This window comes from Pseudomonas sp. FG29, assembly GCF_057809355.1.
The window spans coordinates 36,286-51,809 of the sequence record NZ_JBMDJU010000028.1; the positions used below are offsets into that span (position 1 = coordinate 36,286).

The 15,524-nt window shown below is 61.3% G+C and carries 9 protein-coding genes and 4 pseudogenes; 7 read left to right on the forward strand and 6 right to left on the reverse strand.

What is annotated here, in order from left to right; genetic code table 11:
- Positions 1–47 precede the first annotated feature (47 nt).
- Together glyA and ACODS1_RS21065 are read right to left on the reverse strand one after the other, a co-directional pair.
- Entirely contained in the window at positions 48–1,301 is a 1,254-nt protein-coding gene (glyA, locus tag ACODS1_RS21060) for a serine hydroxymethyltransferase (RefSeq protein ID WP_322978829.1), read from the reverse strand.
- A 692-nt stretch (positions 1,302–1,993) separates the two neighbouring features.
- Positions 1,994–2,293, reverse strand: coding sequence for a hypothetical protein (locus ACODS1_RS21065; RefSeq protein WP_322978830.1), 300 nt, complete (start codon positions 2,291–2,293; stop codon positions 1,994–1,996).
- A gap of 236 nt (positions 2,294–2,529) precedes the next feature.
- Between ACODS1_RS21065 and ACODS1_RS21070 the strand changes: the two genes are divergently transcribed.
- Entirely contained in the window at positions 2,530–3,570 is a 1,041-nt protein-coding gene (locus tag ACODS1_RS21070; protein ID WP_489087196.1) for a threonine aldolase family protein, read from the forward strand.
- Positions 3,571–3,669: 99 nt separating this feature from the next.
- On the opposite strand, the gene gbcB is transcribed toward ACODS1_RS21070, so the two are convergent.
- Entirely contained in the window at positions 3,670–4,776 is a 1,107-nt protein-coding gene (gbcB, locus tag ACODS1_RS21075) for a glycine-betaine demethylase subunit GbcB (protein ID WP_322978832.1), read from the reverse strand.
- A 317-nt stretch (positions 4,777–5,093) separates the two neighbouring features.
- Between gbcB and gbcA the strand changes: the two genes are divergently transcribed.
- From gbcA to ACODS1_RS21100, 5 genes and pseudogenes are all read left to right on the forward strand, one after another.
- Positions 5,094–6,386, forward strand: coding sequence for a glycine-betaine demethylase subunit GbcA (gbcA, locus tag ACODS1_RS21080; protein ID WP_322978833.1), 1,293 nt, complete (start codon positions 5,094–5,096; stop codon positions 6,384–6,386).
- A 916-nt stretch (positions 6,387–7,302) separates the two neighbouring features.
- Positions 7,303–7,440 (forward strand): annotated as a pseudogene (locus tag ACODS1_RS21085) (HAMP domain-containing protein); the annotation flags it as partial.
- A 336-nt stretch (positions 7,441–7,776) separates the two neighbouring features.
- A pseudogene (locus ACODS1_RS21090) lies at positions 7,777–8,295 on the forward strand (methyl-accepting chemotaxis protein); the annotation flags it as partial.
- Between the two features lie 498 nt (positions 8,296–8,793).
- A pseudogene (locus tag ACODS1_RS21095) lies at positions 8,794–9,468 on the forward strand (PAS domain-containing protein); the annotation flags it as partial.
- A 105-nt stretch (positions 9,469–9,573) separates the two neighbouring features.
- Positions 9,574–10,014: pseudogene (locus tag ACODS1_RS21100) on the forward strand (methyl-accepting chemotaxis protein); the annotation flags it as partial.
- A 72-nt stretch (positions 10,015–10,086) separates the two neighbouring features.
- On the opposite strand, the gene typA reads toward ACODS1_RS21100, so the two are convergent.
- Together typA and thiI are read right to left on the reverse strand one after the other, a co-directional pair.
- Entirely contained in the window at positions 10,087–11,910 is a 1,824-nt protein-coding gene (typA, locus tag ACODS1_RS21105) for a translational GTPase TypA (protein WP_322978835.1), read from the reverse strand.
- A 151-nt stretch (positions 11,911–12,061) separates the two neighbouring features.
- A complete protein-coding gene (thiI, locus tag ACODS1_RS21110; RefSeq protein WP_489087197.1) occupies positions 12,062–13,516 on the reverse strand; it encodes a tRNA uracil 4-sulfurtransferase ThiI in 1,455 nt (484 codons plus the stop codon).
- Positions 13,517–13,845: 329 nt separating this feature from the next.
- Between thiI and glnA the strand changes: the two genes are divergently transcribed.
- Positions 13,846–15,252 (forward strand): glutamate--ammonia ligase, encoded by a 1,407-nt coding sequence (glnA, locus tag ACODS1_RS21115; RefSeq protein ID WP_489087198.1) that lies wholly within the window; start codon positions 13,846–13,848, stop codon positions 15,250–15,252.
- A 66-nt stretch (positions 15,253–15,318) separates the two neighbouring features.
- Here the strand turns inward: glnA and ACODS1_RS21120 are convergent.
- Positions 15,319–15,524 (reverse strand): hypothetical protein (locus ACODS1_RS21120; RefSeq protein ID WP_489087199.1); only part of this gene is annotated, 206 nt, incomplete at its 5' end.

A 15,524-nucleotide genomic window follows, 5' to 3' on the forward strand; every position in this document is an offset into this window, starting at 1 on the left:
ACTGCCCTCTCGCGACTGCGCGAGAGGGACCGAGAGATAAGGTTGGCTTAGCGATAGACCGGGTAATCCGCGCACAGCCCGGCGACCAACTTGGCCACCTGCGCCTCGACATCGGCATCGCCGAGGTGATCGAGGATGTCGCAGATCCAGCCGGCCAGGCTCTGGCACTGGGCGACCTTGAAGCCACGGGTGGTAACGGCCGGAGTACCGATGCGGATACCCGAGGTCACGAACGGCGACTGCGGGTCGTTCGGTACGGCGTTCTTGTTGACGGTGATACCGGCGCGGCCCAGGGCAGCGTCTGCATCCTTGCCGGTCAGGCCCTGCTTGATCAGGCTGAGCAGGAACAGGTGGTTGTCGGTACCGCCGGACACCACTTCGTAGCCGCGCTCGACGAACACCTTGGCCATGGCCTGGGCGTTATCGATGACCTGTTGCTGGTAAGCCTTGAACTCAGGCTCCATGGCTTCCTTGAAGCACACCGCCTTGGCGGCGATCACGTGCATCAGCGGGCCACCCTGGGCACCCGGGAATACGGCGGAGTTGAGCTTCTTCTCGATCTCTTCGTTGGCCTTGGCCAGGATCAGGCCGCCACGCGGACCACGCAGGGTCTTGTGGGTGGTGGTGGTGACCACATCAGCAAACGGAATCGGGTTCGGGTACAGACCGGCAGCGACCAGACCGGCCACGTGAGCCATGTCGACGAACAGGTAGGCACCGACCTTGTCGGCGATGGCGCGGAAGCGCGGGAAGTCCAGGGTCTTGGAGTAGGCGGAGAAGCCGGCAACGATGATCTTCGGCTTGTGCTCGACGGCCAGACGCTCGACTTCGTCGTAATCGATCAGGCCGGTGGCGGTATCCAGGCCGTACTGCACGGCGTTGTACAGTTTGCCCGAGGACGACACCTTGGCACCGTGGGTCAGGTGGCCGCCATGGGCCAGGCTCATGCCGAGGATGGTGTCACCAGCATTGAGCAGCGCCAGGTAGACGGCGCTGTTGGCCGAGGAACCGGAGTGCGGCTGAACGTTGGCGTAGTCGGCACCGAACAGGGCCTTGGCACGATCGATGGCCAACTGCTCGACCTTGTCGACGTACTCGCAGCCACCGTAGTAGCGCTTGCCCGGATAGCCTTCAGCGTACTTGTTGGTCAGGCCGCTACCCTGCGCTTCCATCACGCGCTGGCTGCAATAGTTTTCCGAGGCGATCAGCTCGATGTGCTCTTCCTGACGGCGTTCTTCCTGATCGATCGCCGCGAGCAACTCGTCGTCGTAACCCTGAATCTGATCTTGTTTGCTGAACATCTCGACTCTCCTGCAGCGCCTTTGAGCGGCGGTCTTGGACTGACGGGCCGGCAAGGCCCTGTGCAGCGATGGTAGGGCCGCCCCTGCCCACTCAAATGCCTGCCAACGCCGCGAGAGCATTCGTTTGCGACATAGCCTTGTCGTAAACAGGCGCCTTGCAATCGACCCGCCGAAATGCGCACAAAACACGGGGATCAAACTGTGGATAACAGGTGCATGAACGGCCGCCAGGCCACGCCTGCCGTGCGCCCTGCCAGGACGCTCACTTTTTGAACGATATCAATCGGTTAGCAATAATCGTCATGCACAGAAACAGTGGAATAGACTGTGGATAACCTGTAGTCACCCCGCTACAGAGTAGACACCCCATGGCACGCAGCGAATTGGTCAGGGTTCAGGCAGGCGCCTGGGGCGGCGGATTTATCCACTTGCGACATGCTGCAGCAGAAGATCGAGCTGGGGATATGCACAAAAGGTGTGGATGAAACTGTGCATAGGCTGTTCGACGAGCCGGCAACGCCAGGCGGGCCAAGGCTTTCCGGAAGGCGCCTAAAAAACGAACAGGATCAAAGAGATAGCCGATGCTTGTGCACAAATATCGGGGATTTGTCTGTGCACGGCCTGTGGACACTTGGCGCCAGGCCAGAGCCTGCGTGGCTCCGGCGCAAGCGCATGCTATTTACTCAGGCCCATCAGGGCTTGAGCTCACCGCTGCAGGTGCTGGAGGCCTTGACCAGGCGCTGCTGCAGTGCCGCGTCTGGCGGCGACTGGCGGCTCATGGCCTGCAGCTCCTGCTCACTGAACTCCTCACTGACCCGCGTGGCGGCACAGTCACAGTAAGCACGCAGTTGCGGCTCTTCGTAGCCTGCCGGGGCGCCCGCGATGCACTGCTGGACGAAGTCGGACTTGGCCTTGTCCGACCATTCGGCGGCGGAAACGGGCAATGCCAGGACCAGCGGCAAGGCAACGGCGAGCAGGTGACGATAGGTCATGTGAATCTCCTTCTCTGATTGCAGATGGCGAACCGAATGCCGCCCTCCAGAGGTGTGAACCCGCCAAGCAGCGCCGAGTTCCCCCGACGAGCCGAACGGTCGGTCAGGATTTGCCCACGCAGTACGCATCGACACAACAAGTCGTCGCCGCAACGCAGGCCGACACACAGAGGTGCGGAGTAAAGTGGTCGCTTTGCCGGCATCATCGCCGGCTGCTTTTCAGAAGGAACGCGCCAATGCCCGACAATGCCCAGCAATTCGCCAGCGACAACTACTCCGGCATCTGTCCCGAAGCCTGGGCCGCCATGGCCGAGGCCAACCAGGGCCACCAACGCGCCTACGGCGACGACGAATGGACGGCCCGCGCCGCCGATCACTTCCGCCGCCTGTTCGAGACCGACTGCGAGGTGTTCTTCGCCTTCAACGGTACCGCCGCCAACTCCCTGGCCCTGGCCTCGCTGTGCCAGAGCTACCACAGCGTGATCTGTTCGGAGACCGCGCACGTCGAGACCGACGAATGCGGCGCGCCGGAGTTCTTCTCCAACGGCTCCAAGCTGCTGCTGGCCAAGACCGAGAACGGCAAGCTGACCCCGCAGGCAATCCGCGAAATCGCCCGCAAGCGTCAGGACATCCACTACCCGAAACCGCGCGTGGTCACCCTCACCCAGGCCACCGAGGTCGGCACCGTGTACCGCCCGGAAGAAGTTCGCGCCATTAGCCAGGTCTGCGAAGAGCTGGGCCTGCACCTGCACATGGACGGCGCGCGTTTCTCCAATGCCTGCGCCTTCCTCGGCTGCAGCCCGGCGGAGCTGACCTGGAAAGCTGGCGTCGACGTGCTGTGCTTCGGCGGCACCAAGAACGGCATGGCCGTTGGCGAAGCCATCGTCTTCTTCAACAAGGATCTCGCCGAAGACTTCGACTACCGCTGCAAGCAGGCCGGCCAACTGGCCTCGAAGATGCGCTACCTGTCTGCGCCCTGGGTCGGCATCCTGCAGAACGACGTCTGGCTCAACTACGCCAACCATGCCAACCGCTGCGCGCAACTGCTGGCCACGCTGGTCGAGGACGTGCCCGGCGTCAGTCTGATGTTCCCGGTCGAGGCCAACGGCGTCTTTCTGCAACTGTCGGAGCCGGCCATCACCGCCCTCACCGCCCGCGGCTGGCGCTTCTACACCTTCATCGGCGCCGGTGGTGCACGCTTCATGTGCAGCTGGGATACCGACGAAGCCCGCGTACGCCAGCTCGCTGCCGATATCCGTGAAGTGATGAGCGCCTGAAACGACAGAAGCCCCACGCGTGGGGCTTCTGGCTAATGCAATCCGGGGCGGTCAATCAATTGCCCGGAATCTCGTCCGGGCTACGGATCTTCGTGGCGATCAGTAATCGATCGCCACATCACCCTTCGGCACGCTGCAGCACGACAGGATGTAACCTTCGGCCACGTCCTCGTCGGTGATGCCGCCGTTGTGCTCCATGTCCACCTCGCCGGCGGTCTTCATCACCTTGCAGGTGCCGCAGATGCCCATGCCGCAGGCCTTGGGAATATGCAGGCCGAGCTTGGCAGCCGCCGCATGCACGGTTTCGCCCGGGGCTACGCGGATGCTCTTGCCAGTACTGATGAACTCCACCTGGTTGAGCTCGCCCACCGGCACCTCGGGGGCATCGGCGGCTTCGGCGGCCAGTTCCTTGACCTCGGCACGAATCTCCGGCGGCGTCGGGCCGAAGGCTTCCTCGTGATAGCGGCTCATGTCGTAGCCAGAGGCTTCGAGCAGACGCTTGACCGCGCTCATGTAGGGCGTCGGGCCGCAGCAGAAAATCTCGCGCTCGAGGAAATCCGGGGCGATCAGCTCCAGCATCGGCTTGTTCAGGTAACCCCGGTAGCCGGCCCAGGCCTCGCCCAGACCATGCTTCTCGCAGATCACGTGCACGCTGAAATTGCTGATGCGCGCCGCCATGTGCTCCAGCTCGCGCTGGTAGATGATGTCCTTGGGCGAACGCGCGCTGTGCACGAAGACCATGTCGACGTTGGCGTTGGTGTCGTAGAACCAGCGCGCCATCGACATCACCGGGGTGATGCCGACACCGCCGGACAGGTAGAGCACCTTGTCGGAGGGAAAATCGATGGCGTTGAACAGCCCGACCGGACCGTGCACCGGCACCTCGTCACCTTCCTTGAGGTTGTCGTGCAGCCAGTTGGAGACCTTGCCGCCCGGCACGCGCTTGATGGTGATGGAGAAGCTGTAGGGCACCGAAGGCGAGCTGGAAATGGTGTAGGAACGCATGATCGGCTGGCCGTCGATCTCCAGTTCCAGGGTGACGAACTGCCCGGGCTTGAAGAAGAACAGCACTGGCTGATCGGCCATGAAGCAGAAGGTGCGCACATCCCAGGTTTCCTGAATGACCTTGACGCAGCGCACCAGGTGGCGGCCATTGGTCCAGGTCTGCGTGGTAACCGGGTTGAGGAAGGCGTTGGTGGTAGTCATGAACAGCTCTCCACACGGCCGGATATCGGCCCATATGGGACGGATTGTGCGAAAGCCTGAGTGGCGTCATTTATCTAACAGCGACATCCACATGCTTATCGCGACCTGCCTGATAGCACGGGGCCTGGCGCGTCGGAAACGCATCCGGCCATGTCGCCCATGGATAAGGTTTCGCCTTTGCTCGGCTCCACACTCCGCCTCACCAAGCATGCACGCCCATCGCAGGCGGCAGCGATAAACGACCACCTTGCGGCATTCACCGTATCAGCCACTTTTTTCCGGCAGGCGCAACGCGCGCCAGCCACTGAGGAGCCAACATGGACTGCACCCAAAACCTGAGCCTGGGCGACCCGCTGGAGCCCGTCCGCAAGGCCACCGCCCAGATGCTGCACGAGCGTGACCACACCTTCTCGCTGCCGCAGCCTTTCTACAATGACGAGCGCCTGTTCCAGGTCGACATGCAGGAGATCTTCCACAAGGAGTGGCTGATCGCCGGCATGACCAGCGAGATTCCGGCCAAGGGCAACTTCCTCACCGTGCAGATCGGCGACAACCCGATCATCGTCATCCGCGGTGCCGAAGGTCAGATCCACGCCTTCCACAACGTCTGCCGCCACCGTGGCTCGCGCCTGTGCGTTTCCGAGAAGGGCAAGGTCGCCAAGCTGGTGTGCCCCTACCACCAGTGGACCTACGAGCTGGATGGTCGTCTGCTGTTCGCCGGCACCGAAATGGGTGAAGGCTTCAACCTGTCCGACTACAACCTCAAGCCGGTCAACTGCAAGACTGCTGGCGGCTTCATCTTCATCAGCCTGGCGGACAACCCGCCGGCCATCGACGAGTTCCTGAGCACCCTGGCTCACTACATGGAACCGTACGACATGGAAAACACCAAGGTCGCGGTGCAGAGCACCATGCGCGAGCAGGCCAACTGGAAACTGGTGATCGAGAACAACCGCGAGTGCTACCACTGCAACGGTTCGCACCCGGAACTGCTCAACACCCTGCTGGAATGGGACGACGTCACCGACCCGCGCGCCAGCCAGGCGTTCAAGGATCAGGTTGCCGAGTGCACCACCCGCTGGGACAAGGACAACATCCCTTACGCCCACGCCAGCTTCGGCCTGCGCAACCGCATCGTGCGCATGCCGCTGCTCAAGGGCACCGTATCCATGACCCTGGACGGCAAGCAAGGCTGCAAGAAGCTGATGGGCCGCATCACCGACCCGGATCTGGGCTCGATGCGCATCCTGCACCTGCCGCACTCGTGGAACCACTGCATGGGTGACCACCTGATCAACTTCACCGTGTGGCCGGTCAGCGCCCAGGAGTCGATCGTCATCACCAAGTGGCTGGTACACAAGGACGCGGTCGAAGGCGTCGACTACGACGTAGCCCGTCTGCGCGAGGTCTGGGACGCCACCAACGACCAGGATCGTCGCCTGGGCGAAGAAAACCAGCGCGGTATCAACTCCACCGCCTACCAGCCTGGCCCGTACTCCAAGACCTACGAGTTCGGCGTGATCAACTTCCTCGACTGGTACAGCGAGCGCATGCTCAACAACCTCGACGACACCCCGGCGCAGAACCTGCGTCAGGTGGCGGGCGAGTGATGACCCTCAGCCTCCTGGTGCTGATCGGCCTGACGCTATACGGCGTTCTGGCCTGCAGACCAGGCGCAGGCTGAAGCCCTCGCAATGAACCAACCCCGGCGCGCAAACGCCGGGGTTGTTTTTTGGGGCTGGTACGGCTCACCGCTGGCGAAAAATTAATGCCCTGAACTGGCCATTCGCCATTAAAGTTGTGTCAGATTATTCCGAAACAGCAGTGAAGCCGTCGCCAGTACGGCCTGCTCACCCTTCGGATGGAACTGACTTCATGCCGTCGCTTCGCGCTCTCAGCCTGCAAACCAAGATTTTGCTGGCTTTCACGCTGGTCAACCTGATCAGCATCGCCTCCTTCATCAGCTATGCCCAGTACGTCAAATCCCAGGACATCCGCGAGCAGATGGACAACCGCCTGCGCGCCGCCGCGCATGCCGTGCCACGCCTGCTCGGCAACGACTACCTGGAGCGCACGCGCAAGGCAGATGGCTTGCGCGATGGCGAATACCTGACTCAGGTACGCAACCTGGGTGAATACGCAGCCGAAGTCGGGCTGAAGTTCGCCTACACCATGATGGTCGATAGCGCCCAGCGTGTGTTCTACCTCTCCGACGGTGCCAGCCAGGGAGAAATCGCTGCGGACAACTATGCCAAGCATCTGGACGAATACACCGATGCCAGCCCGGCCGTGCTCGAGGCTGCCCGCAGTGGCCAGCCCCAGTTCGATGAATACACCGACAGCTACGGTACCTTCCGCTCGATCTTCCTGCCCATGCGCACTGCCAGCGGCCAGCCCTACGTCGTCGGCGTCGACGTCACCCTCAGCAGCCTCGACCAGGCCATTGCCGACAGTCTGCACAGCCTGCTGCTGATCGGCGCCGTGACCCTGGCCATTGGCCTGCTGCTGTCCTGGCTGGCCACGCGCATGCTGGTACGCGCCATCCGCCAACTCACCGGCCAACTCAACCAGATCGCACAGAACCGCGACCTCTCACGTCCGCTGGCAGTGACCAGCAACGACGAGCTGGGACAAATGGGCACGCGCCTGTCCAGCCTGCTACAGGATCTACGGCAGACGCTCTCCGCTGCCCTGGGCATGGCCGACAGCAACCAGCAGTTGGCAGAGAACTTCCTGCGCCGCGCCGACGACATCACCCAGCAACTGCAACAGGCCGCACAGCAGTTGGCCGACGTCGACCAGCACGGCCATTCCATCCAGCATGCCGCCGGCGAGTCCTCCACCCATGCCGGCGCCGTGCGCAGCAACCTGGAACGCACCAGCAGCGAACTCAGCCGCGCCCATCAGGAACTGCAAAGCCTGATCACCGAGGTGCACGGCAGCACCCACTCGAACATCGAGCTGGCTGGCGATCTCGACCGCCTCAGCCAGGAAGCGCAACAGATCGGCCAGGTGCTGCAGATGATCGCCGGCATCTCCGAGCAGACCAACCTGCTGGCCCTCAACGCCGCCATCGAAGCCGCCCGCGCTGGCGAGGCGGGTCGCGGTTTTGCCGTGGTCGCCGACGAGGTGCGCAAGCTGGCCAGCCAGACTCAGAGCGTGCTGGGCGACGCGCACAAGGTGATCGATCAGGTCACCGGTGCCATCCGCCAGATCGCCCAGCGCATGGGCAGCACCGCCGAACGCTCGCGCGCCCTCGCCGGCAATGCCGACGAAGCCCTGGACACCCTGGATGCGCTGGTGCGGCAAATGGACGAAGTGAACCTCAACGTCGAGCAGGCCCTGGCCAGCAGCGCGCATATCCAGCATGCCGTGACCGACATGTCCGGCCGCCTGGGACAGATGCGCAACGCCTTCGAACACACGCGCCTGGACGTCGACGCAATCAACGACTCCGCCGCCGAACTGGGCGACACCGCCCGCGCGCTAAGAAGCGGGCTGGGTGTGTTCCGTACCTGACCCGATTCCACACGCTCCCCTCCCCCTCGCGCGGCACAAGCTGTCGCGCGACCGAATCAGCCCCCGTCCAGCACCAACTCGAAACGCTTGCTAGGGTTGTCGTCGAGAAACCGCCTGCGCAGGCAGATCGACCCGGGCGTACGTCCCCCACCCGTCCGGCGCCCGCTCGCAGGTGACCGTGATCAGCGACAGCTTAGCTCTTGCCGAAAATAGGCACGAACCTCCGACAGAGACGCTTCCCTTCCTTGGGCAAGCTGACCCGAACCGCAGCAGACAGCTCGATTGCATGACGCCTGTCAGCGGGCATTGCTCAGTATGCTTCGGCGTGCTATGACTTTGTACAACTCTTGTATAACTTTCACGCCGAGTGAGACAACGCACAAAGAGCCGACCACACCCTCCGGGAGACCCGCAATGTGGCTAAAACGCTTACAACAAGAAAGGGCCTCAAAGCCCATTGAGTCTCCGGAGCTCTCGGCTATACGCCAGAGCATGGCGATGATCGAGTTCGATCCTCAGGGCGTCGTCCTGACTGCCAACCCGATTTTCCTGAGCGTGGTGCACTATTCCCTCGATGAGGTGGTCGGCCAGCACCATCGCATATTTTGCTCACGCAGCCAGACGGAAAGCCCGGAATACGGCAAATTCTGGCAGCGCCTGCGGCAAGGCGAACGTTTCAGCAGCCGCTTCTCTCGCCGCACACGCGAGGGTAGCGAGATTTGGCTCGAAGCCACCTACATGCCGGTACTGAACGATCAGGGAGCGGTCATCAAGGTGATCAAGATTGCCTCTGACATCACCCGCCAAGTACAGCTCGAACAACAGCACAGCAGCTATCTGGAGGCCATCAACCGCTCCATGGCGGTGATTGAATTCAGCCTGGATGGCCATGTACTGCATGCCAACCAACGTTTCCAAGAGCTGATGGGCTACCGCGAGGATGAGATAGCAGGTCAGCATCACCGCATCTTCTGCCGCCCGGAAGATAGCCGCAGCGATGCTTACCGCCAGTTCTGGGCGCGCCTGAACAGAGGCGAATACATAGCGGATCGTTTCTGCCGAGTAACCAAGCAGGGTCGCCAGGTCTGGCTGCGCGCGACTTACAACCCTCTCTACGATGCAAACGGCAAGATCTATGGCTTCGTCAAGTTTGCCAACGACATCACTGCACAAGTGGAGCGTCGCGATGCCGAAGCCAGTGCAGCACAGTTGGCACATGACATTGCCAAGGAAACCGACGTTACCGCCAACCATGGCACTCAAACGGTGATAGAAACCGTGGCAGCAGTGAATGAAATTGCCAACGAACTGACCACCGTCGCCGAGCAGATCGAAGGCCTGAACAAACAGTCCGAGCAGATAAGCAGCATTGTCCAGGTCATCCGCAGCATTGCCGATCAGACCAACTTGCTGGCACTCAATGCCGCCATCGAGGCAGCGCGGGCAGGCGAGCAAGGCCGGGGCTTTGCCGTTGTGGCCGACGAAGTCAGACAACTGGCATCGCGTACCAGCCAGGCCACTCAGGAAATCAACAACGTCGTGCAGCAGAACAACCAACTTACGCGTATGGCGGTGTCCAGCATGGCCACAACCCGAGGCCGCGCACGGGACAGCGTCACCCTGGTCAACCAGGCGGGCGAAGTGATACAGGACATTCGCAATGAGTCCCAGCGCGTCGTCGAGGCTGTCGCCAAGCTTTCCGTGACCTTCAGCGACTGACGCTCGCCCAATAAAAAGCCCCGCCAGATCGCTCTGGCGGGGCTTTTCAGTTACAGCGCTAAGCTAGCCGCATCAAGCCTTGTTGGCTTTCTTGGCAGCGCGGGTGCGCTCGCCTTCGTCGAGGATCTTCTTGCGCAGACGGATCGACTTCGGCGTCACTTCGCACAGCTCGTCGTCCTGAATGAACTCCAGCGCCTGCTCCAGGGTGAAGCGAACCGGCGGCACCAGGGCGATGGTTTCGTCTTTACCCGAAGCACGCATGTTGTCGAGCTTCTTGCCTTTGGTCGGGTTCACGCCCAGGTCGTTGTCGCGGCTGTTCAGACCGACGATCTGACCGTTGTAGATCTCCTGGCCGTGCTCGACGAACAGCTTGCCGCGCGCCTGCAGGGTCTCCAGGGAGTAGGTCAGCGCCTTGCCGGTGTCGATCGACACCAGTACGCCGTTCTGACGGCCAGACATGGTGCCCGGCTTGACGGTGTCGTAGCGGTCGAAGATCGAGGTCAGGATGCCAGCACCGTTGGTCAGGGTCAGGAACTGGTTACGGAAACCGATCAGACCGCGAGCCGGGATGTTGTATTCCAGGCGCACGCGACCTTTGCCGTCCGGCGACATGTTGGTCAGGTCGCCCTTACGCAGGCCCATTTCTTCCATGACCTTGCCCTGGGATTCTTCAGGGATGTCGATGGTGACGTTCTCGAACGGCTCCTGCTTGACGCCGTTCACTTCACGGATGATTACTTCCGGACGGCCAACGCCCATTTCGAAGCCTTCGCGACGCATGGTTTCGATCAGAACCGAGAGGTGCAGCTCACCACGGCCAGAGACCTTGAACTTGTCGGCGCTGTCGCCTTCTTCAACGCGCAGGGCCACGTTGTACAGCAGCTCCTTGTCCAGACGCTCCTTGATGTTGCGGCTGGTGACGAACTTGCCTTCTTTACCGCAGAACGGCGAATCGTTGACCTGGAAGGTCATGGAAACGGTCGGCTCGTCAACGGTCAGCGGCTTCATCGCCTCGACATGGTTGATGTCGCACAGGGTGTCGGAGATGAACAGCTGATCCATACCGCTGATGCAGACGATGTCGCCGGCAGTGGCTTCTTCAACGTCGACGCGGTGCAGACCGTGGTGGCCCATCAGCTTGAGGATACGGCCGTTACGCTTCTTGCCGTCAACGTCGATGGCGGTTACCGGAGTGTTCGGCTTGATCTTGCCGCGAGCGATACGGCCAACGCCGATGATGCCGAGGAAGCTGTTGTAGTCCAGCGCGGAGATCTGCATCTGGAACGGGCCGTCGAGGTCGACGTTCGGCGCCGGTACGTGGTCGACGATGGCCTGGTACAGCGGGGTCAGGTCTTCGGCCATGGCGGTGTGGTCGAGACCGGCGATGCCGTTCAGGGCGCTGGCATAGACAACTTGGAAGTCGAGCTGCTCATCGGTGGCGCCGAGGTTGTCGAACAGGTCGAAGATCTGATCCATGACCCAGTCAGGACGCGCGCCCGGACGGTCGATCTTGTTGATCACGACGATCGGCTTGAGACCGGCTTCGAAGGCCTTCTTGGTCACGAAGCGGGTTTGCGGCATCGGGCCGTCCTGGGCGTCAACGACCAGCAGTACGGAGTCGACCATCGACATCACGCGCTCAACTTCGCCACCGAAGTCGGCGTGGCCGGGGGTGTCGACGATATTGATGCGGTAGTCGTTCCACTTGATGGCGGTGTTCTTGGCCAGAATGGTAATGCCGCGCTCTTTTTCCTGGTCGTTGCTGTCCATCACGCGCTCGTCGTTGAGCTCGTTACGCTCAAGGGTGCCGGATTGACGCAGCAGGGCGTCGACGAGGGTGGTTTTGCCATGGTCGACGTGGGCGATGATGGCGATGTTGCGCAGTTTTTCGATCACTGTATGTATCTCGATCAGAGGATTTCGGTGTGTCGCCCAGCCTGGACGACGAATATGAAGAAATTGGAATCAGCGGGCCGAACAAGCCACCTGGGCAAGCGAGCAGTCGGGAGGGCGATGGCGGATACTTCCGCCATTCAACCCCGGCGTTCTATGCCGGACGATAAACGCGCACATTGGCGTGTCCCTCGTTCAGCAGGTGATGGGCATGCAGGCGACTCATCACGCCCTTGTCGCAATACAGCAGGTACTGGCGGTTCTCATCCAGTTCCTTGAATTTGTTGTTCAGTGCGTAGAACGGCAGCGCCTGCACCTCGATACCCGGCACGTCCAGCGGCTGATCTTCGGCGGCATCGGGATGACGGATGTCGATGACGATCTGTCCGGCCAGCGCTTCACGCACTTCCTCGATCTGCACGTCCTTGCCCAACTCGTCGATCACCCGATCGATGGGCAGTTGGGTGGCGCGCTCCAGGGCACGGTCGAGGATGGCCATGTCGAACTGCGCCTCCTCCCTCTCTACGCGATAACCGCGCGCCTTGGTGGTCGGGTTGACCGAGATCACGCCACAGTATTCGGGCATGTTCTTGGCGAACTCGGCCGTACCGATCTGCGTGGCGGTATCGATGATGTCCTGCTTGTGGCTGGCGATCAGCGGGCGCATCACCAGCATGTCGGTGGCCGAATCGATCACCGCGAGGTTGGTCAGGGTCTGACTCGACACCTGGCTGATCGCCTCGCCGGTAACCAGCGCCTCGATCTGCAGCTTCTCGGCGATGCGAGTGGCGGCGCGCAGCATCATGCGCTTGAGGATGACGCCCATCTGGCTGTTGTCGACCTTGCCGAGAATCTCGCCGACCACTTCCTCGAACGGCACGCTGATGAACAGCACGCGCTGCGAGCGGCCAAATTTCTGCCAGATATAGTGCGCCACTTCCATCACGCCCAATTCGTGGGCACGGCCACCGAGATTGAAGAAGCAAAAGTGGCTGACCAGGCCGCGACGCATCATCTGATAAGCCGCCACGGTGGAGTCGAAGCCGCCGCTCATCAGCACCAGGGTCTGCTCCAGCGAGCCCAGCGGGTAGCCGCCCAGGCCTTCGTGACGGTTGTGCACCACGAAGAGGCGCTGATCGCGAATCTCCATGCGCACTTCGACGTCCGGCTTCTTCAGGTCGATACCGGCCGCACCACACTCGCGGCGCAGGCGCGAGCCCACATGACGCTCGACATCGATGGAAGAAAACTCATGCTTGCCGCCGCGCTTGCAGCGCACGGCGAAGATCTTGCCCGGCAACTGCTCGGCGTAATGGCGCTTGCAGTGCTCGGTGATGTCGTCCAGATCACCCAGCGGGTATTCATTCACCTCGAGGAACAAACCGATGCCCGGGGTGTTACGCAGGCGTGTGGTCATTTCCTCGAGCAGGCGCGGATCGTCGAGGTCGGTTTCGACCTCCAGATTGTCCCAGACACCGGTCACCCGCACCTCGGGATCGAGATCGCGCAGCACGGAGCGAATGTTCTTCCCCAATTGGCGGATGAACTGCTTGCGCACCGGACGGCTCTTGATGGTGATTTCCGGGAAAACTTTGACGATCAGCTTCATGAAATAGGTGCCCGAACAGGCAGCGGAAAAACAGGGGCGCGGATTATAGCGGAAATTGTTCAAGCTTTGACCAAAAATACTGCCATCAAGCAGATGCGCACCAAAATAGGTCATTCCGATATTTTGCTGATTCAATATGGTGCAAATATAAGCTTCAAACCCACGCGCAGGCCGCGCAGTGCCTGAGTTTCCGGGCCTCCGCCCAATACGGGGCACTGGCATGCAATTTGCTCCCTTGTGAGGCAGGTCGCCCTGAAGGACTATCCCGCCGGGCTTCACCGTACATATCGGGGCTCAACGATAAGAGCCTTTTCCATCTGGAGGACAACATGTCTAAGGCTGTTCAACTGATCAAAGAACACGACGTGAAGTGGGTAGACCTGCGCTTCACCGACACCAAGGGCAAGCAGCACCACGTGACCATGCCGGCCCGTGACGCCCTGGACGAAGATTTCTTCGAGCACGGCAAAATGTTCGATGGCTCGTCCATCCATGGCTGGAAAGGCATCGAAGCCTCCGACATGATCCTGATGCCGGTCGACGAGACCGCAGTACTGGATCCGTTCACCGAAGAGCCGACCCTGATCCTGGTCTGCGACATCATCGAGCCGAGCACCATGCAAGGCTACGATCGCGACCCGCGCTCCATCGCCAAGCGCGCCGAAGAGTTCCTGAAAACCACCGGCATCGGTGACACCGTATTCGTCGGCCCGGAGCCTGAGTTCTTCATCTTCGACGAAGTGAAGTTCAAGTCCGACATTTCCGGCTCGATGTTCAAAATCTACTCCGAGCAAGGTTCCTGGATGACCGACCAGGACGTGGAAGGCGGCAACAAAGGCCACCGTCCGGCCGTCAAAGGCGGTTACTTCCCGGTTCCGCCGTGCGACCACGACCACGAAATCCGTACTGCCATGTGCAACGCCATGGAAGAAATGGGCCTGGTCGTCGAAGTGCACCACCACGAAGTGGCCACTGCCGGTCAGAACGAAATCGGTGTGAAGTTCAACACCCTGGTTGCCAAGGCTGACGAAGTTCAGACCCTGAAGTACTGCGTACACAACGTAGCCGACGCCTACGGCAAGACCGCTACCTTCATGCCGAAGCCGCTGTACGGCGACAACGGTTCGGGTATGCACGTGCACATGTCGATCGCCAAAGACGGCAAGAACACCTTCGCTGGCGAAGGCTATGCCGGCCTGTCCGAGACCGCTCTGTACTTCATCGGCGGCATCATCAAGCACGGTAAGGCCCTGAACGGCTTCACCAACCCGTCGACCAACTCCTACAAGCGTCTGGTTCCGGGCTTCGAAGCGCCGGTCATGCTGGCCTACTCGGCTCGTAACCGTTCCGCTTCGATCCGTATTCCGTACGTTGCCAGCCCGAAAGCTCGCCGTATCGAAGCACGCTTCCCGGATCCGGCTGCCAACCCGTACCTGGCCTTCGCTGCCCTGCTGATGGCCGGTATCGACGGCATCCAGAACAAGATCCACCCGGGCGATGCTGCTGACAAGAACCTGTACGACCTGCCGCCGGAAGAAGGCAAGCTGATCCCGCAAGTGTGCGGCAGCCTGAAAGAAGCCCTGGAAGAGCTGGACAAGGGCCGCGCGTTCCTGACCAAGGGCGGCGTGTTCTCCGACGACTTCATCGATGCCTACATCGAGCTGAAGTCCGAAGAAGAAATCAAGGTACGTACCTTCGTACACCCGCTGGAATACGACCTGTACTACAGCGTCTAAGCCAGTTTGCGCCGCCTCGTGCGGCGCTCCCGAAAGCCCCGCCCGGCTTTGCCTGGCGGGGCTTTTTTATTTTGTGCGGGGCTGCTTGATGCCGGACTGGCAATACGGTGTTGATTGTTCTTCTGTCTGTTCCTGATTGCCGCGGTTTGGTTGATGTCTTTGGTTTCGCCCTCCCGGGCGAGCAACCGTGCCCCGGATGGCCGGCCCGACAAAAGTCACCAAAACCCTCCGCCCGGTCATCCGGCCCTGGCTGCGCCAGGGTTCGCTCACTC